At 46.8% G+C, this 17,791-nt stretch carries 17 protein-coding genes and 1 pseudogene; 7 read left to right on the forward strand and 11 right to left on the reverse strand.

All coding sequences use genetic code 11. The features are described from left to right. Positions 1-53: 53 nt before the first annotated feature. The 5 genes from uxaB to sad form a co-directional block, all read right to left on the reverse strand. On the reverse strand, positions 54-1,505 hold the full coding sequence (gene uxaB / locus ACJHW7_RS08055) for a tagaturonate reductase (protein WP_410233561.1): 1,452 nt from the start codon (positions 1,503-1,505) through the stop codon (positions 54-56). 226 nt (positions 1,506-1,731) lie between these two features. Next, positions 1,732-3,150 carry a diguanylate cyclase gene (locus ACJHW7_RS08060; RefSeq protein WP_000558044.1) on the reverse strand — a complete coding sequence of 473 codons (1,419 nt, stop codon included), beginning with the start codon at positions 3,148-3,150 and terminating at the stop codon, positions 1,732-1,734. A gap of 138 nt (positions 3,151-3,288) precedes the next feature. After that, positions 3,289-3,648: a DUF4186 domain-containing protein gene (locus ACJHW7_RS08065; RefSeq protein WP_001191027.1), complete on the reverse strand. Its 360-nt coding sequence runs from the start codon at positions 3,646-3,648 to the stop codon at positions 3,289-3,291. After that, on the reverse strand, positions 3,648-4,574 hold the full coding sequence (gene glsB, locus ACJHW7_RS08070) for a glutaminase B (RefSeq protein ID WP_000257409.1): 927 nt from the start codon (positions 4,572-4,574) through the stop codon (positions 3,648-3,650). Before glsB ends, ACJHW7_RS08065 begins: the two co-directional genes overlap by 1 nt. A gap of 63 nt (positions 4,575-4,637) precedes the next feature. Further along, positions 4,638-6,026 carry a succinate-semialdehyde dehydrogenase gene (gene sad / locus ACJHW7_RS08075; protein ID WP_001351341.1) on the reverse strand — a complete coding sequence of 463 codons (1,389 nt, stop codon included), beginning with the start codon at positions 6,024-6,026 and terminating at the stop codon, positions 4,638-4,640. Between the two features lie 100 nt (positions 6,027-6,126). On the opposite strand from sad, the gene ptrR reads away from it, so the two are divergent. The 3 genes and pseudogenes from ptrR to ydeA all read left to right on the forward strand — a co-directional run bounded on the left by ptrR (position 6,127) and on the right by ydeA (position 9,538). Further along, positions 6,127-7,008, forward strand: a complete 882-nt coding sequence (gene ptrR / locus ACJHW7_RS08080; RefSeq protein ID WP_000366465.1) for a putrescine utilization regulator PtrR — start codon at positions 6,127-6,129, stop codon at positions 7,006-7,008. Between the two features lie 76 nt (positions 7,009-7,084). Next, positions 7,085-8,198, forward strand: a pseudogene (gene yneK / locus ACJHW7_RS08085) (putative protein YneK). A gap of 149 nt (positions 8,199-8,347) precedes the next feature. Next, a complete protein-coding gene (gene ydeA, locus ACJHW7_RS08090) occupies positions 8,348-9,538 on the forward strand; it encodes an L-arabinose MFS transporter (protein ID WP_000210799.1) in 1,191 nt (396 codons plus the stop codon). A 24-nt stretch (positions 9,539-9,562) separates the two neighbouring features. Here the strand turns inward: ydeA and marC are convergent, their stop codons facing one another. Next, the gene (marC, locus tag ACJHW7_RS08095) at positions 9,563-10,228 is read right to left on the reverse strand and encodes an NAAT family transporter MarC (protein ID WP_000885033.1); all 666 of its coding nucleotides are present in this window, start codon (positions 10,226-10,228) and stop codon (positions 9,563-9,565) included. Positions 10,229-10,439: 211 nt separating this feature from the next. Between marC and marR the strand changes: the two genes are divergently transcribed. Genes marR through marB form a run of 3 tightly spaced genes read left to right on the forward strand, consistent with a single transcriptional unit; the run spans position 10,440 to position 11,527 of the window. Beyond that, positions 10,440-10,874, forward strand: a complete 435-nt coding sequence (marR, locus tag ACJHW7_RS08100) for a multiple antibiotic resistance transcriptional regulator MarR (RefSeq protein WP_021499923.1) — start codon at positions 10,440-10,442, stop codon at positions 10,872-10,874. A 19-nt stretch (positions 10,875-10,893) separates the two neighbouring features. Next, complete coding sequence (gene marA / locus ACJHW7_RS08105; RefSeq protein ID WP_000091199.1) at positions 10,894-11,277, forward strand: MDR efflux pump AcrAB transcriptional activator MarA; 384 nt, start codon at positions 10,894-10,896, stop codon at positions 11,275-11,277. Between the two features lie 31 nt (positions 11,278-11,308). Beyond that, entirely contained in the window at positions 11,309-11,527 is a 219-nt protein-coding gene (marB, locus tag ACJHW7_RS08110) for a multiple antibiotic resistance protein MarB (RefSeq protein WP_000803659.1), read from the forward strand. Between the two features lie 56 nt (positions 11,528-11,583). On the opposite strand, the gene ACJHW7_RS08115 is transcribed toward marB, so the two are convergent. The 5 genes from ACJHW7_RS08115 to ACJHW7_RS08135 all read right to left on the reverse strand — a co-directional run bounded on the left by ACJHW7_RS08115 (position 11,584) and on the right by ACJHW7_RS08135 (position 16,864). Next, a complete protein-coding gene (locus tag ACJHW7_RS08115) occupies positions 11,584-13,023 on the reverse strand; it encodes a 6-phospho-beta-glucosidase (protein WP_021556827.1) in 1,440 nt (479 codons plus the stop codon). Positions 13,024-13,047: 24 nt separating this feature from the next. Further along, positions 13,048-14,721: a carbohydrate porin gene (locus ACJHW7_RS08120; protein WP_021556828.1), complete on the reverse strand. Its 1,674-nt coding sequence runs from the start codon at positions 14,719-14,721 to the stop codon at positions 13,048-13,050. Between the two features lie 55 nt (positions 14,722-14,776). Continuing rightward, on the reverse strand, positions 14,777-15,088 hold the full coding sequence (locus tag ACJHW7_RS08125) for a PTS lactose/cellobiose transporter subunit IIA (RefSeq protein WP_001459752.1): 312 nt from the start codon (positions 15,086-15,088) through the stop codon (positions 14,777-14,779). 27 nt (positions 15,089-15,115) lie between these two features. Then, a complete protein-coding gene (locus ACJHW7_RS08130; protein ID WP_001347941.1) occupies positions 15,116-16,438 on the reverse strand; it encodes a PTS sugar transporter subunit IIC in 1,323 nt (440 codons plus the stop codon). A gap of 114 nt (positions 16,439-16,552) precedes the next feature. Next, positions 16,553-16,864 (reverse strand): PTS sugar transporter subunit IIB, encoded by a 312-nt coding sequence (locus ACJHW7_RS08135; RefSeq protein WP_000722571.1) that lies wholly within the window; start codon positions 16,862-16,864, stop codon positions 16,553-16,555. Positions 16,865-17,062: 198 nt separating this feature from the next. Here ACJHW7_RS08135 and ACJHW7_RS08140 point away from each other — a divergent pair, with 198 nt between their 5' ends. Continuing rightward, positions 17,063-17,761, forward strand: a complete 699-nt coding sequence (locus ACJHW7_RS08140; protein ID WP_000577184.1) for a GntR family transcriptional regulator — start codon at positions 17,063-17,065, stop codon at positions 17,759-17,761. Positions 17,762-17,791 lie beyond the last annotated feature (30 nt).

Raw genomic sequence — 17,791 nt, forward strand, 5'->3', positions numbered from 1 at the left:
ATATAGTGAAATAAGAAACCCGGTCGAAACCGGGTTCAGAAGTAACGGTGTTATTAGCACAACGGACGTACAGCTTCGCGCATCCCTTTTTCAAGAATCGCATCCAGGTCATTAGCAACCTGCTCGACCAGACCAGGCACTTGCGTCAGGTCCTGCTCCCAGTGGTCTTTTTCTGCCAAAACAATCGCTACCAGTTCCTGGGTGCCGATAACACGGTCACGATGCTGGCTCCAGAGTTGCTGATAACGTTCCAGCCGGTGTGCATCGTCCTGTACCGGATATGTTTCTCCGTTACGCTCACCGCGATAGAAGGCAATCAAAGCCGCTAATGCGAAAGTAAGGCGCGCCGGAAGTGTGCCTTTTGCCTTCTGCCCTGCCAGCAGCTGCGGCAGGATGCGAGTGCGGAACTTGGTCATACCGTTGAGCGCGATAGACAGCAGCTGATGCTTAATGTACGGGTTACGGAAACGCCCGGTGACTGCACTGGCGAAAGATTCCAGTTCATCACGAGGCAAATCCAGTACCGGAATAATTTCTTCGTAGATAGCTTTTTCAACGAATGCGCAAATTTCAGCATCGTTCATCGCTTCACCTACGGTATCCAGCCCTGCCTGGAACGCCACCGGCACCAGCGCGGTGTGCGCACCGTTGAGGATTGCCACTTTGCGTTCTTTGTACGGTTTAATATCGTCAACAATCAGCACGTTGAGCGGATATTTGTCCAGACGCAGTTCAGTCGCTAAGGATTTCGGTCCCTGAATCACAAACAGGTAAAAGTGTTCAGCGGTGTCGAGAAAACCATCGTGATAACCCAGTTCTTCTTCCAGTTTAGCCACTTCATCGCGCGGATAACCGGTAACGATACGGTCCACCAGCGTAGAACAGAAGCTGTTAGCCTGATCCAGCCATTGAATAAATGCTTCTGGCAGTGCCCACTCTTGCGCATAGCGCAGCACCAGTTCACGCAACGCGTCGCCATTGTAGTCAATCAACTCACACGGAATGATGATCCAACCTTTATCCAGCGCACCGTTGAAATGGCTAAAGCGTTCGAACAGCAGACGGGTCAGTTTTGCCGGATAGCTTACCGCTGGCGCGTCATCGAATTTATCGCCCGCATGGTAGCTGATACCCGCTTCGGTGGTGTTAGAGAAAACAAAGCGCATTTCCGGGTTGTGCGCCAGTTTCAGGAATTCATCGTATTCACTGTAGACGCTGATTTCACGATTAACCGAGCGAATCAGACGCGCGTCGCTGACCGCTTCCCCCTTCTCATTCAGGCCACGGATAATGGTGGTGTACAGACCATCCTGCGTGCTCAGTGACGGCGGGAATGAAGTTTCAATCGGACGAACAACGACCACACCAGAATTCAGATCGGTGTGCTCATTCAGGAGATCGATTTGCCAGTCAACAAAGGCGCGCAGGAAGTTACCTTCACCAAACTGAATGATACGTTCTGGATACTGTGCACCGGGAAAATCGCGACGATTTAGTGTTTTCACAATGGGTTCCCTTCTGATTAGTCATACAACCTGTTTGAATTGGTACGACAGGTTAGCAAACTTTAATACGCCGAACCCCTGTTTTGATCAACTCCTGATGATTAATGAGCAGTTTTATGAGAAAAGTGTGGCGCGGATCATGGTTTAATCGAGGAAATACGCCTTTTCCTGGATCATAAAGTGGTAGAACACATTGCATTCAAATCGCGCGGAATGAATAAAGATGTCAGACAACTTCCTCACCGTAACGCATAGTGCTGGTACGGTTGCGCCCATCTTTCTTCGAGCGATACAGACACGTATCGGCTTCGACCATCAATTTATTAAAATCATCGGTCAGCGTTCGGTACGATGCGCGACCACTACCGACGCCAATACTTACCGTGAGATAAAGCGTTTTTTGTTGCCAGGTGAATGGTTGCAGTTCAACGCCTTTACGGATTTTTTCCGCCATTAGCAGACCATCGACAGGATTCACCGACGGCACTGCAACAGCAAATTCTTCGCCGCCCATGCGCGCCACCAGCCCCTTATCACCGACAATCTTCTGAATATGCCGGGCAAACACGCTTAACACTTTATCGCCACATTCATGTCCATAGTTATCGTTAATGCTTTTGAAATAGTCGATATCAAGCAGCATGACCGTCAGATGTTGTGTCTGTTTCAGCGATGGACTTTTCAGCGCCTCATAAAGACCGGACCGTGAGTAAACCTGAGTCAGAAAATCAAAGTCGGCTCGCAGCGCAACTTGCTTCATTAGCGAATTGATCGCTGCCACGCTAAAAGAAACCATAATTGGGCATATCGCCATCGTGGCAATACCGAGACGTGCGGAGAACATTTCCGGAATGGAGAACGGCGAACCGACCGAGATATCAATCACCGAATTTGCCACCAGTACGATTTCCACCGCACCGGTGACAAAGGTCAACAGACATGTTACCTGCGGCGTATAGCGCACTGCACACCAGATTAATGCAGGCAGCGGGAACGCCAGACTCCCCGCTCCGCCAATGACTACCGAGGCAATAACCGACACAATAAGCGCGATGGCGGGCATCATCTGTTCTGCTTTAAAGCGCGGCAGCACTCCAGGAATAGCCAACGTCAGCATACAAGGCACGATCAAAACGCCCGTTGAGAATTGCTCACTGAACCAGTCCGCAAGCAAAGGCCAGAAATCCAGACTATCAATACTGACCGAACCAATCGCCCCGACAATAGCGCATAATAATGCGGCAATCAGACAGTAATTAAATAGCCGTAAGGCACTTACTGGCTCATACTTATTTTTCCCCAGACGCTTATCCCGCACGACCAGTAAGGCGACGGTAACAATAAACATCATATTGGAGAAATTGATAACCAGTGAAACCAGTCCCCATTCGGTGGTTATGGCATCATAAACCAGCATCGCCACATAACTGATCGCATAGTAATGCAGTCGATTAAGCCAGACATAGCGGGCAAACACCCCCGCCATTACGCCATTCAGCGGCCAGAAAAGAGAAAGTTCGTGAACCAGCCGTAACTCTGCACCAATAAAATAGAACAGCGTGGTTAGCGCAAAAATAGCGATGCTATTACGTAGCAGATGACCTTCCTGGAACAAACGGAAAGTTGAAATGGGGTGTACATGCATTAATTATCTGTCCATACAATTGCGGGTGGCAATTATCTCAACGTAATAAGTAAATTCTCATAAAGGATAGCATGTTCGCTAACAGCGGCGGCAAATAAAGGTACCCTGGGAATGCTATTTTATCGTTTTCCGCAATTCTCATGGCTGATTCATCTGTACAACCAGCCAGTGATAGATTACCGCCACGATATAACGTTGTTGTTCTTCGCTTAACGAAACACCCTGCGGAATGTTATGCCACTTAGCCAGACAACCGCGACAGCAGGTCGCGGTGGCGTGCTGAGCGATAAACACCGGATGCCCGCGCATGGGGGTTTGCTTACCGTCATTAGCCGGTAATGCCGGAGCAAGACGTTTAGCGACAAAATCCGCCGCATGTTGTTCGATGACTGGCGCGCCTTTCTCCAGGCAATACTGACGCTCTTTCATGCCCAGACGAAAGCGAGAGCGAAATTTTGAACGGGATAAACGCGCGAAGAGTGGATCGAGGGACTGCATTAATAAACCGAACGCCCTAACTGTTTCGTCAATTGTTCAAGGACGGCAATACCCGCAAGCGAGTTACCTGCATCATCCAGTTCCGGACTCCAGACAGCGATGGCCATTTCATGCGGAACAATCGCCACAATACCGCCACCAACGCCAGATTTCGCCGGTAGCCCCACCCGCCAGGCAAACTCCCCCGCGTTCTGGTACATACCACTGGTCGCCATCAGCGCGTTAATTTGCCGCGCCTGCATTGGCGTCACCACAGGTTCATCAATATGAATAGCTTTCCCCTGATTAGCCAGAAAGACAAACGTCCGGGCCAGCTCTACACAGCTCATTTTCAGAGCGCAGTAATGAAAGTAGTTTTGCAGAACGGTTGTCACATCATGATGGAAATTGCCAAACGACTTCATCAGCCAGGCGATAGCCGCATTTCGCGCGGAATGTTCAAATTCGGAACGCGCTACCACCGTATCGTATGAAATATCAGACACACCGCTTAAGCCGCGCACGACTTCCAGCATACGTTGCCGTGGTGCGCTTAATCGCCCTTGCAACATATCGCAGACCACCAGCGCACCAGCATTAATAAACGGATTACGCGGAATACCCTGCTCCATTTCCAGTTGCACTAAAGAATTGAACGGTGATCCAGACGGATCTTTGCCGACGCGTTGCCAGATTTCCTCTTCGGAGTAATGACGCATGGCGACAACGAGACTCAGCACTTTGGAAATAGACTGAATGGAAAAACGTTCTTGCGCGTCTCCGGCCTGAAAAAGCTGTCCGTCAACGGTACAGATAGCAATGCCCAATCGGGAACCGTCTACTGTAGCCAGCGCCGGAATATAATCCGCGACTTTACCCTGACCAATGAGCGGCCGCACTTGCCGCAAGATGTTTTCTAAAATTGCATTATCCATGGCGACTGCCACTTTCTACTCCTGGACCGCAGGTCTGAAAAGACCTGCGAGTATATCAGAGCTGAATATGTCGCGTCAGATCCGGTCTTTCCACACCGTCTGGATATTACAGCATTCGTGTAAGCCGAAATGGGAAAGCTCACGACCAAAGCCACTCTTTTTCACGCCACCAAAGGCCACTCGCGCGTCGCTGGCACAATAACCATTGATAAACACCCCACCGCATTCCAGACGTGCCGCCATCTGTCTGGCCTGTGTTTCGTCGGTGGTAAAAATGGTCGCTGAAAGGCCGAACTCACTATCATTAGCCAGTTCCAGCGCATGTTCTGCATCTTTCGCAACGGTGATTGCCGCAACAGGGCCAAACATTTCTTCCCGAAACGCGGTCATTTCTGGGGTAACATTCGCCAGAACCGTTGGCGGATAGTAGTTACCTGCCCCAGCCATCTTTTCCCCGCCCAGTAACAAACGCGCACCCTGCGCCAGGGTTTTCTCCACCTGATGATGCAGCTCATCACGTAAATCAAAACGAGCCATTGGTCCGAGAGCGTTCTCTTCATCACGGGGATCGCCCATTTTCAAGGCTGCCGCAGCTGCCACAAAACGTTCGGTAAATGCAGAAGCAATTCCCTCTTCGATAATAAAGCGTTTTGCCGCTGCACAAACCTGTCCGGTATTCTGATAACGTCCGGCTACCGCCGCTTTAACCGCCAGTTCCAGATCGGCATCGTTAAGCACAATAAATGGATCCGAACCGCCCAGTTCCAGTACGCATTTTTTCAGTGCCGCTCCAGCCTGTGCGCCAATAGCCGCTCCCGCACGAACACTTCCGGTCACCGTGACAGCAGCAATGCGCGAATCTTTAATCATTTGACTGACACCGTCGTTGTCGGCATTCAGCCAGCCATATACGCCTTGCGGGATTCCCGCATCTTTAAACACCTGGGCAATGAGCTGAGCACAGCCCATCACATTCGGCGCATGTTTAAGTAAGTAGCCGTTACCTGCAAGAATGATGGGAACCGCGCCACGCATCACCTGCCATAACGGAAAGTTCCACGGCATAATCGCCAGAATCGTCCCCAACGGTCGATACTCAATAACTGCCTGCTGATTTTCCACCAGCGTAGGTTCCGCCTTCAGCATTGCCGGACCATGTTCTGCATACCAGTCACACAAATTCGCCGATTTCGCCACTTCAGCGCGCGCCTGATTGATTGGTTTGCCCATTTCACGGGTGATCATTTGCGCCATTTCTTCGCTACGGGCGCGCAGAGCCTTACCGATACCACGCAGTTTTTCAGCACGATAATCTATATTTGTCTCGCGCCAGTCGCGAAAGCCTGCTGCCGCCAGCTGAAGTGCGTTTTCGATATCGTTAGCGCCAGCCCACGGCAGCACAGAAAGTTGTTCACCCGTGGCAGGATTTATTGAAATTGCATGAGTTGCCGGAGTAATGGTCATCGGGGTATCTCCTTTATGAGTCATGGTATGAAGATACGCAGATTTACTCTTGCTTTAAAATGAATAATATTAAGCCACTTATTCACGAATCGAGAATATTATGGATCTGACACAACTGGAGATGTTCAACGCGGTTGCCGAAGCTGGCAGCATAACCCAGGCAGCAGCAATAGTGCATCGCGTGCCGTCGAATCTCACTACCCGTCTACGCCAGCTGGAAACAGAACTAGGGGTAGATCTGTTTATTCGCGAGAATCAGCGTTTACGTCTCTCTCCTGCCGGGCATAACTTTTTACGCTATAGCCAACAAATTCTCGCGTTAGTGGATGAAGCGCGGAGCGTTGTCGCTGGCGATGAGCCGCAAGGTTTATTTTCTCTTGGTTCGCTGGAAAGCACCGCAGCAGTGCGCATTCCGGCCACGCTGGCGGAATTCAACCATCGTTATCCCAAAATTCAGTTTTCACTTTCCACCGGCCCTTCCGGCACTATGCTGGAAGGAGTGCTGGAGGGAAAACTGAATGCGGCATTTATTGATGGGCCCATTAACCATACTGCCATTGACGGGATACCGGTATACCGCGAGGAGCTGATGATCGTCACGCCACAAGGTCATGCGCCAGTAATCCGCGCCAGTCAGGTTAACGGCAGTAACATTTATGCCTTCCGCGCCAATTGTTCGTATCGTCGCCACTTCGAGAGCTGGTTTCATGCTGACGGTGCCGCTCCGGGAACTATTCACGAGATGGAGTCGTATCACGGGATGTTGGCCTGTGTGGTCGCAGGAGCAGGCATTGCGCTTATTCCACGCTCTATGCTGGAAAGTATGCCGGGGCATCACCAGGTTGAAGCGTGGCCGTTAGCTGAGCAATGGCGTTGGTTAACAACCTGGCTGGTCTGGCGTCGCGGTGCGAAAACGCGTCCGCTTGAGGCATTTATTCAACTACTGGATGTGTCTGACTCGGCAAAACAGAGTTACCAATGAGCTATTTTGATAGTTCTTGCGGCTAATATGCTCTATATAGTGATGTTCCGATGACTTATGACTATATGGGGCAAATATGGTTACGCCAGTAAGCATCAGCAATTACATATCTCTTCCTGATGATTTTCCCGTTCGTAATATTGCACCACAGGTAAAAGAAGTTTTAAAGGACTTTATTGATGCGCTAAGTACAATAATATGTGATGAAGAGTGGCGCACGTCTTTAAACATCAACTCAGCCACAAAAAAGATATTTAATAACCTTGATAACTTATCATATATTCAGAGGACTTCTTTTCGGGGTAACGACACACTATACAATGAAAAGGTTCAGTTTAAACTCACTTATCCCGTCAAGAATGGAAGACACAAAGAAAATATTGAATTTCAGGTAGTAATAAATTTAAGCCCTATTTATTTAGATAATTTTCGCCATGATGGAGAAATTAATATTTTTGCGCTCCCAACCCAAAGCCTGTCACTATGGGACGCGTATTTCAGACCGGCGTCGAGCGTGTGCTATTTCTGTTTCTGAATGATTTTATTGAACAATTTCCAATGTTCAACCTTGGCGTTCCCATCAAAAGAGCGCATACACCACATATTGAACCCCTGCCTCCGGATCGCCATACCGCTGCAGATTACTTACGCCAGTTTGATTTGCTTGTCCTGAATTTTATCTCTCGCGGTAATTTTGTCATACTCCCCCGATTATGGAATAACTCTGAGGTTCACAGATGGTTCGTCAATAAAGATCCTAACTTGATCACCGCCATTCTCGACATAACAGACGGCGAATTAAAAGAGGATTTATTGCAAAGCCTGATGGATTCATTAGGTTCTAACAAACATGTACTACCCGAAGTCTGCATCTGCTTTTTATCCCTTTTAGCAGAACAAGAATCTCCTCATTTTCAGGACTTGTTTTTATTTTTCGCCAATATGTTATTGCACTATCACCAATTTATGAATCCCAATGAAAGTGATTTGAATGACGTGTTGATGCCAGCATCATTAAGTGATGATAAAATTATCAAACATATGGCGCGCAGGACCCTCAAACTGTTTGTAAAAATGAAACGCCGCCAAAAGTTACTCACGAAGACCTGGTGAAAAACAGGCCTCGCTCCCCTGTCAGACCACCTATACCCGCAACCGCCAAAACGCCAGACCTCCCTGAACGTCATTAAACCGTGATGTTACCGACTCTCTGACGCGGAACAGAATCAGCGTCAGAGAAACGGAAAACGCGATCCAGATCACAAATGCATTGTATTCACATCATTAACCGTTTTAAGATCATTTCATCACTTTTTCGCAACTCACCCGATAATCTGTTATGACAACAAACACTGTTTCCCGCAAAGTGGCGTGGCTACGGGTCGTTACGCTGGCAGTCGCCGCCTTCATCTTCAACACCACCGAATTTGTCCCTGTTGGCCTGCTCTCTGACATTGCGCAAAGTTTTCACATGCAAACCGCTCAGGTCGGCATTATGTTGACCATTTATGCATGGGTAGTGGCGCTAATGTCATTGCCTTTTATGTTAATGACCAGCCAGGTTGAACGGCGCAAATTACTGATCTGCCTGTTTGTGGTGTTTATTGCCAGCCACGTACTGTCGTTTTTATCGTGGAGCTTTACCGTTCTGGTGATCAGTCGCATTGGTGTGGCTTTTGCACATGCGATTTTCTGGTCGATTACGGCGTCTCTGGCGATCCGTATGGCTCCGGCCGGGAAGCGGGCACAGGCCTTGAGTTTAATTGCCACCGGTACAGCACTGGCGATGGTCTTAGGTTTACCTCTCGGGCGCATTGTGGGCCAGTATTTCGGTTGGCGAATGACCTTCTTCGCGATTGGTATTGGGGCGCTTATCACCCTTTTGTGCCTGATTAAGTTACTTCCCTTACTGCCCAGTGAGCATTCCGGTTCATTGAAAAGCCTCCCGCTATTGTTCCGCCGCCCGGCATTGATGAGCATTTATTTGTTAACTGTGGTGGTTGTCACCGCCCATTACACGGCATACAGCTATATCGAGCCTTTTGTGCAAAACATTGCGGGATTCAGCGCCAACTTTGCCACGGCATTACTGTTATTACTCGGTGGTGCGGGCATTATTGGCAGCGTGATTTTCGGTAAACTGGGTAATCAGTATGCGTCTGCGTTGGTGAGTACGGCGATTGCGCTGTTGCTGGTGTGCCTGGCATTGCTGTTACCTGCGGCGAACAGTGAAATACACCTCGGGGTGCTGAGTATTTTCTGGGGGATCGCGATGATGATCATCGGGCTTGGTATGCAGGTTAAAGTGCTGGCGCTGGCACCAGATGCTACTGACGTCGCGATGGCGCTATTCTCCGGCATATTTAATATTGGAATCGGGGCGGGTGCGTTGGTAGGTAATCAGGTGAGTTTGCACTGGTCAATGTCGATGATTGGTTATGTGGGCGCGGTGCCTGCTTTTGCCGCGTTAATATGGTCAATCATTATATTTCGCCGCTGGCCAGTGACACTCGAAGAACAGACGCAATAGTTGAAAGGCCCATTCGGGCCTTTTTTAATGGTACGTTTTAATGATTTCCAGGATGCCGTTAATAATAAACTGCACACCCATACATACCAGCAGGAACCCCATCAGGCGGGAGATCGCTTCAATGCCACCCTTGCCCACCAGCCGCATAATTGCGCCGGAGCTGCGTAGGCTTCCCCACAAAATAACCGCCACCAGGAAAAAGATCAGCGGCGGCGCAACCATCAGTACCCAATCAGCGAAGGTTGAACTCTGACGCACTGTGGACGCCGAGCTAATAATCATCGCTATGGTTCCCGGACCGGCGGTACTTGGCATTGCCAGTGGTACAAAGGCAATATTGGCACTGGGTTCATCTTCCAGCTCTTCCGACTTGCTTTTCGCCTCCGGTGAATCAATCGCTTTCTGTTGCGGAAAGAGCATCCGAAAACCGATAAACGCGACGATTAAGCCGCCTGCAATTCGCAGACCGGGAATCGAAATGCCAAATGTATCCATCACCAGTTGCCCGGCGTAATACGCCACCATCATGATGGCAAATACGTACACCGAGGCCATCAACGACTGACGATTACGTTCGGCACTGTTCATATTGCCTGCCAGGCCAAGAAATAACGCGACAGTTGTTAATGGGTTAGCTAACGGCAGTAACACCACCAGCCCCAGGCCAATTGCTTTAAACAAATCTAACATTGGTGGTTGTTATCCTGTGTATCTGGGTTATCAGCGAAAAGTATAAGGGGTAAACAAGGATAAAGTGTCACTCTTTAGCTAACCTTGCATCGCATTGACCAAAACTTGAACCGATTTAGCAAAACGTGGCATCGTTCAATTCATTCATTTGACTTATACTTGCCTGGGCAATATTATCCCCTGCAACTAATTACTTGCCAGGGCAACTAACGTGAAAAGTACCAGCGATCTGTTCAATGAAATTATTCCATTGGGTCGCTTAATCCATATGGTTAATCAGAAGAAAGATCGTCTGCTTAACGAGTATCTGTCTCCGCTGGATATTACCGCGGCACAGTTTAAGGTGCTCTGCTCTATCCGCTGCGCGGCGTGTATTACTCCGGTTGAACTGAAAAAAGTGTTGTCGGTCGACCTGGGAGCACTGACCCGTATGCTGGATCGCCTGGTCTGTAAAGGCTGGGTTGAAAGGTTGCCGAACCCGAATGATAAGCGCGGCGTACTGGTAAAACTTACCACCAGCGGCGCGGCAATATGCGAACAATGCCATCAATTAGTTGGCCAGAACCTGCATCAAGAATTAACAAAAAACCTGACGGCGGACGAAGTGGCAACACTTGAGCATTTGCTTAAGAAAGTCCTGCCGTAAACAAAAAAGAGGTATGACGATGTCCAGACGCAATACTGACGCTATTACCATTCATAGCATTTTGGACTGGATCGAGGACAACCTGGAATCGCCACTGTCACTGGAGAAAGTGTCAGAGCGTTCGGGTTACTCCAAATGGCACCTGCAACGGATGTTTAAAAAAGAAACCGGTCATTCATTAGGCCAATACATCCGCAGCCGTAAGATGACGGAAATCGCGCAAAAGCTGAAGGAAAGTAACGAGCCGATACTCTATCTGGCAGAACGATATGGCTTCGAGTCGCAACAAACTCTGACCCGAACCTTCAAAAATTACTTTGATGTTCCGCCGCATAAATACCGGATGACCAATATGCAGGGCGAATCGCGCTTTTTACATCCATTAAATCATTACAACAGCTAGTTGATAACGTGACAACGTCACTGAGGCAATCATGAAACCACTTTCATCCGCAATAGCAGCTGCGCTTATTCTCTTTTCCGCGCAGGGCGTTGCGGAACAAACCACGCAGCCAGTTGTTACTTCTTGTGCCAATGTCGTGGTTGTTCCCCCATCGCAGGAACAACCACCGTTTGATTTAAATCACATGGGTACTGGCAGTGATAAGTCGGATGCGCTCGGCGTGCCCTATTATAATCAACACGCTATGTAGTTATTGTCAGGCTCTGATCACAGAGCCTGACATCTCCGTAATATCTTCCTCAAGTCTCAAATATTTTCGCCATTGTTGGCGATGAGATCCCGATACCAGTAAAACGACGCTTTACGTATCCGTTCCAGCGTTCCCTTCCCTTCGTTGTCTTTATCGACATAAATCATTCCGTAGCGCTTTTTCATTTCCCCTGTTCCGGCAGAAACCAGGTCAATGCAGCCCCACGGGGTGTAGCCAATTAAGTCAACACCATCTTCAACTACGGCTTTTTTCATTTCCCGAATATGGGAAGCAAAGTAATCAATGCGATAGTGATCGTTCACCGTGCCGTCAGCTTGTCTCTGGTCAACCGCACCAAATCCATTTTCGACAATAAACAGCGGCAACTGGAAATGATCCCAGAACCAGTTGAGTGAATAACGTAGCCCTGCCGGATCAATTTGCCATCCCCATTCGGATGTATCGATATAAGGGTTGCTGACCAAATCTCGTGGTTCAACATAATCCAGTTGCGGGTTATCGGGCGAAAATTGTGTCGTAAAAGACATGTAGTAGCTAAAGCCGATAAAGTCGACACAACCACTGGTAAGAATCGCGTTATCTTCTGGTGTGATATCGAGGTTGAATCCTTTCCTGGCAAAGTAATTCAGCATATGTTGCGGGTAATATCCACGAGCATGAACATCAGTAAACCAGTAACGACGATGCATCGCTTTCGTGGCCATCATCATATCGTTGGGTGCACACGTCAGAGGATAGATGGGGCACATGGCGATCATACAGCCAATGTTAAATTCAGGATTGATCGATTTTCCAGTCTGTACCGCCAGGGCACTGGCAACTAACTCGTAATGTACCGCCTGGTACATTATTTGTTCGCGCTCATTGATATCTTCCTCTGGCGAATACAAGATACCGGAATTAGTAAATGGACACAGGCTTTCGCTGAAATTCACCTGATTATTGATTTCGTTAAACGTCATCCAGTACTTTACTTTTTCTTTATAGCGCGTGAAGACCGTTGATGCGAAGCGGATAAAAAAGTCGATCAGTTTACGGTTTCGCCAGCCACCATATTTTGTCACCAGATGATAAGGCATTTCAAAATGCGAAAGCGTCACCACAGGTTCCATTCCCTGCTTCAGGCACTCATCGAACAGATCATCATAAAATTGTAAACCCTCTTCATTCGGCTCCTGTTCGTCACCTTGCGGAAAGATTCGTGTCCAGGCAATGGAAGTTCGAAAGCATTTGAATCCCATCTCGGCAAATAACTGAATATCTGTTTTATAGCGATGATAAAAATCAATTGCTTCATGATTGGGATAATTAAGCCCGTCGATAACGCCTTCTGTCACTTCACGCGGCACCCCGTGAGCGCCAGCAGTCATCACATCAGCGATACTGATGCCTTTTCCTCCTTCATTCCAGCCACCTTCCAACTGATGCGCGGCTACCGCGCCGCCCCATAAAAAACCTTTTTTAAATCCTGACATACACAACTCCTTAACTAAAATAGATTACCACCAGACTTCCGCCTGGATGCCGGCCATAAACTCGTCTTTGCTGTTCTCATTAAACTTAAAATTCGATAATTCGTTATCCAGAATATTTATATACGTTCCATAGAAGCGAATTTCTGGTCGTGAACCTAAAATGCTTTCACCCACTTTCAATGCATGCCAGAGTGTCGTTTTATAAGCCGATTCATTTAGTGTTACACCCTGCTGAGTTTTGTTCTGTTGCTTAAACCAGCCTAATTCAAGCCCCGTCTGATTCCATGTATTCCAGATCCAGGCCGGTCTTATTACAGTGCGAATACTGTCAAAATCACTATGAGCACCACTTTCATAACTATAAACATCTTCGCCGTGAGAATAGACAAGCGCGTTAGCCATAATAATATTGTCAGTAAGATACATCTCGCCCTGAGAGATTAAACGCCAGGCGATCCCATTGGTATGGTCACCATAGTAATAGCGACCGTGCGCCATCGTATTACTGGCATCTGAGAAACTGGCAAAACTGCTGGCATAGGAATTATTGGCAACCTGTAACGTAAATTCATTAAACGTATCGCGTTGCAGGTTTTGCCGTAAAACAGAAGTCAGCATCCAGCTATCTTTCATTTCAAAATAACTGTCGTCATTTTCATTATCTTGTTGTTGATCCGTTTTATTAGGTGCGGAATATTTAGCCATTAATGATAATGTCGCATCATCCCATAACGGGATATTGCGATAACGAACATCCACAGAATTGGTATTCATCTGGCTGGTACGCGAAAAATCACGAGAGTAAACATCGACATCATCACGGCTTAAGGACATATCAAACAGCCCTACACCAAGTGCCCAGTTTTCAATCCCCACACCCGCGGCGACATCCGTGGTTAAGGTTTTCCAGTCCAGCATCTGGATCTCATATTGCGGGAGTTTATGTTTGCCGACCCAGAAGTCTGCCTCTGGCGCGAAGGGTAAAAAACCTCGCGTTGTCAGATAAATATCACTGAACTGCATGATATTTTCATTGGCACTGTCACCAAACCAGGCATCGTTATACTGCTCACCCACGTTGCCATCATAGGTAACGACCGCATTTGCCGTTTTACCGTCCTGATTATAAACACGCTGATTTAAGGTCAGGTCAAACCAACCGCTCATCTCATTACCAAAACGTCCCAGAGAACCCGCTGCATAAGTTTGTGGTGAGCCGTGATTACCAGTACCCCAGCCTGAGCGGAAGTACCCCTGATAGCTGAACCCAATATCATCCTTTATATATTTACTGATATCTTTCAGGGTCACGCTTTCGATAGTGGTTTTGTCGCCTTTACTTTCAATAACGGCAACTTGCTGCGATCCATTTATAGTATGCGCTGCGGTAAACGAGTTCTGTTCGCCGTTTTCATTTTTGATGTTATCAGCGACGGGAGATGTCGCTGATATTTCAGCAAGCGAGGCTGATTTATATTTGTTTTCCGTGATGATTTTTTGTAAGGTCGAAAGTCGGGATTTATATACTCCCAGTTCATTCTGTGTTGCTTTCAGCTCTTGTTTATTTTGCGACAATTCATTTTCAAGCAATTCAAGGCGCTGCTCTATGGTTAATTTTGTTGCCATCGCGTTCAATGGAAACAATGCTGTAATAATAGAAAAAGACAAAAGGCTGACGTTAAGCGTCTTTATATTCATGACTTATCCTTAAGAGTGTAATAATTTCCTCCAGCTATCGCACTGGAGGAAAAAATCAGGCATGGAGTTCTTTTCTTAATGAAATAATTTCCCTGGCTAAATCCTGGCATAATATTGCATTCATCAAATGATCCTGTGCATGAACCAGAATTAAATTAACTTTTATCTTGCCACAGCCTTCATCCTGACTAATTAATGCGGTCTGAATCTTATGTGCCTGAAGACAGGCAGATTCAGAACTGGCCATTAGCTGAGTTGCGCCCTGCCAGTCTTTTTGCCCGGCACAACGTATGGCTTCCATCGCGTCAGAACGTGCCTGCCCCGCGTTGACCAGTAACTCCATAACAAGTTCTTCATCTGCAAACATCACAATCTCCTTCCTGGGTAAATGGAATTATCCGTTAGTTGTCATGTTATTGACTTTGTTGGCGGCAATAACAAAAGGTAAATAGATCATTGTCGCCACACCTAAACATAAAAAACCAACCAGTAAAGCCAGCCAGTTCCCCCCGGTTCCGAGGAAAGCAATTAAAGGTCCGGGCGTAGTCCAGGGCACGGCATAAGCAACCGGTGGAATAATTTCCATCGAAACAAAGAAGTAACCAATGGCACAGTTAACAATGGGAACCATAATAAACGGCACCATCATGATGGGGTTAAGTACAATAGGAAGGCCAAACATTATCGGTTCATTGATATTGAAAATACCGGGGATAAATGACATTTTTGCCAGATCACGGTATTCCGCACGCTTAGAAGCGATAAAAATAGCCAACAATAACCCCAACGTCATACCTGAGCCGCCGCAGTTGGCGAATGCATCATTAATAGAAGTCCAGGTAATCGGATATGGCGCGCCCCAGGTAGTGCCATGTTGAGCGGCCCAGGAGAGATTCTCCAGATTAGCCTCAGAAAAAACGGTTTCTCGAATTGCCGATGTGGTATTAGGTCCGTGGATCCCCAGCACCCACAGGAAATTACCCACAGCCCCCAGGATAATTACCGCAAAGATATTCGTTCCCATATGTTTGAGCGGCGTCTGGATTAATGTGTAAATAAGATCGTTTAGTCCTGCCGGGGATATCAGTGCCAGGCAATAATTAAGTGCGGAAAAGAACACCATGACAAAAAATATTGGCAATAAAACTTTAAATGAACGCGCTACCGCAGGCGGTACAGCTGCCGGCATCGTTATGGTGATTTTTGGGTTTCGAGCTAAGCGACAAAATATTTCACTGGTGATCAATGCAACGATAACAGCAACAAACAACCCCTGCGCGCCGAGATATTTGGTCGTCAGGAATGCTTGCCCATCTATCATCTGATATGGCGTATAAACAATAAAAAATGCTCCTATTGCCGTTAATCCGCATAAAAGATCATCTTGCTCATAGCTAATCGCCATATTCCTGGCGACCAGGAAAGCAATCATAATTGACATGATATTTACAGAACCATTCATTACCGGAGTAAAAATAGCTTGTGCTTTTTCAAGGTTGGGGAAAATGCTATTCAGATGCAGTAATCCGGCAATAAAACCGTCTGGCGATAATATGGCAAAGTTAATTAATATAATTAATGAACTTGCCATGATAATTGGAAACGTAAAAACGAATCCATCTCTCACCGCTGCAACATGTTTTTGTGAGTTTAACTTGATAGCAACTGGAACAAGAAAACGTTCCATTCCACGTTCGAATGAGGCCATTAATCCCATTTTTTTATACCTGTTGTTTTGGATATTTATACATCCCAATAAAGCATGTATGCCATATCCATTTTATGATGTGTGAAAAGTTAGTTCAGGTAATAGTTTAATAATATTAGATTCTTACTCTTGCAGTAGTTTCATCGCAAATTCAAGAACTGCCTGTCCGTTCATGGTGCCGTAGTCTTTCATCTCGATAACGGCTACAGGCATTTTCCCCTGTGCAACGGCTTCAATCTCTGGTTTCTGAAAGCGAACTTGCGGGCCAAGTAAAACAACGTCAACTTCGTTATTTTTAATTTTCCCTTTAGCCTCTGCAATCGCCAATGCGGAAATATTAACTTCAAGTGAAATAGCGTTAGCATGATCAATCATACGTTTAACCAGCATACTGGTTGACATGCCCGCAGCGCAAACTAACAATATTTTTTTCATATTTTCCCTTACTGGTATATAACAGATTACATTGTTTAAATATCATATCCCGCAGTAGCTATACGTCCTGGTACATTGATCACAGTAATACAGTGATAAAGTTGTTCAACATCAGGGTGATTATTAAACGACTCGGCCATACGATAAAACAATCAGGACTCAACTCCTTGTTTTCAATGGCTCTTAAAAGGTGCAAAAGTGATTTTTCAAAAGATTGCCCGCTTACTTAAATCCGAAATCAATGGCAATTCATGGCATGTTGGTGATTTGTTGCCGTCAGAAGCGGAACTCGCTGTTCGTTATAATGTTTCGCGTAATACCCTGCGTAAGGCATTATCCTTGCTGGAAGGCGAAGGAATTATTCACAGAAAGCATGGTTCAGGAACATACATTCAAAAAAAGAATTTTGTTGCACACATTGATCACATGAACAGTTTCAGTGAAATTGCGCATAAAAGCGGCAAAGAGGCAGGGAGTCAGATTATGAAATTTGAAGTGCAGGATGCTTCACCCACTATTGCGACTGAGCTGAATTTAGTGACTGGTGAGCAGGTTTATTACATAAAGAGACTGCGATTCATTGAGGATAATGCAGCACAATTAGAAGAAACGTGGATGTCAGTAGCACGTTTTCCTGATTTAACCGTGTCACATATGCAAAAATCCAAATTTTCATATATTGAGAATGAATGCGGGATCAAAATCATTGGCACCTTTGAAACTTTCTCCCCTACTTTTCCTACCCCAGAAATCGCCAGTATTTTACGGATCAGCCCACGGGATCCCATACTTAAAATTCAGACCCAGGCTGTGGACAGTAACTCTATTCCGCTGGATTATTCGTTACTTTACAGCAATATTTTCGAGTTCCAGGTAAAGTACTTTTTCCCGCGATAAAAGCAGACGCACAGAGTGCTGACATCACAT

It is taken from the genome of Escherichia sp. WS1152, assembly GCF_046487665.1.
GTDB lineage: Bacteria > Pseudomonadota > Gammaproteobacteria > Enterobacterales > Enterobacteriaceae > Escherichia > Escherichia coli.

Bases quoted from the DNA above. Each gene is read 5' to 3' on its own strand.
- ACJHW7_RS08060 (WP_000558044.1), bottom strand. From the start codon at position 3,150: ATGCATGTACACCCCATTTCAACTTTCCGTTTGTTCCAGGAAGGTCAT.
- ACJHW7_RS08065 (WP_001191027.1), bottom strand. From the start codon at position 3,648: ATGCAGTCCCTCGATCCACTCTTCGCGCGTTTATCCCGTTCAAAATTT.
- sad (WP_001351341.1), bottom strand. From the start codon at position 6,026: ATGACCATTACTCCGGCAACTCATGCAATTTCAATAAATCCTGCCACG.
- ptrR (WP_000366465.1), top strand. From the start codon at position 6,127: ATGGATCTGACACAACTGGAGATGTTCAACGCGGTTGCCGAAGCTGGC.
- ydeA (WP_000210799.1), top strand. From the start codon at position 8,348: ATGACAACAAACACTGTTTCCCGCAAAGTGGCGTGGCTACGGGTCGTT.
- marC (WP_000885033.1), bottom strand. From the start codon at position 10,228: ATGTTAGATTTGTTTAAAGCAATTGGCCTGGGGCTGGTGGTGTTACTG.
- marA (WP_000091199.1), top strand. From the start codon at position 10,894: ATGTCCAGACGCAATACTGACGCTATTACCATTCATAGCATTTTGGAC.
- marB (WP_000803659.1), top strand. From the start codon at position 11,309: ATGAAACCACTTTCATCCGCAATAGCAGCTGCGCTTATTCTCTTTTCC.
- ACJHW7_RS08115 (WP_021556827.1), bottom strand. From the start codon at position 13,023: ATGTCAGGATTTAAAAAAGGTTTTTTATGGGGCGGCGCGGTAGCCGCG.
- ACJHW7_RS08120 (WP_021556828.1), bottom strand. From the start codon at position 14,721: ATGAATATAAAGACGCTTAACGTCAGCCTTTTGTCTTTTTCTATTATT.
- ACJHW7_RS08125 (WP_001459752.1), bottom strand. From the start codon at position 15,088: ATGTTTGCAGATGAAGAACTTGTTATGGAGTTACTGGTCAACGCGGGG.
- ACJHW7_RS08130 (WP_001347941.1), bottom strand. From the start codon at position 16,438: ATGGGATTAATGGCCTCATTCGAACGTGGAATGGAACGTTTTCTTGTT.
- ACJHW7_RS08135 (WP_000722571.1), bottom strand. From the start codon at position 16,864: ATGAAAAAAATATTGTTAGTTTGCGCTGCGGGCATGTCAACCAGTATG.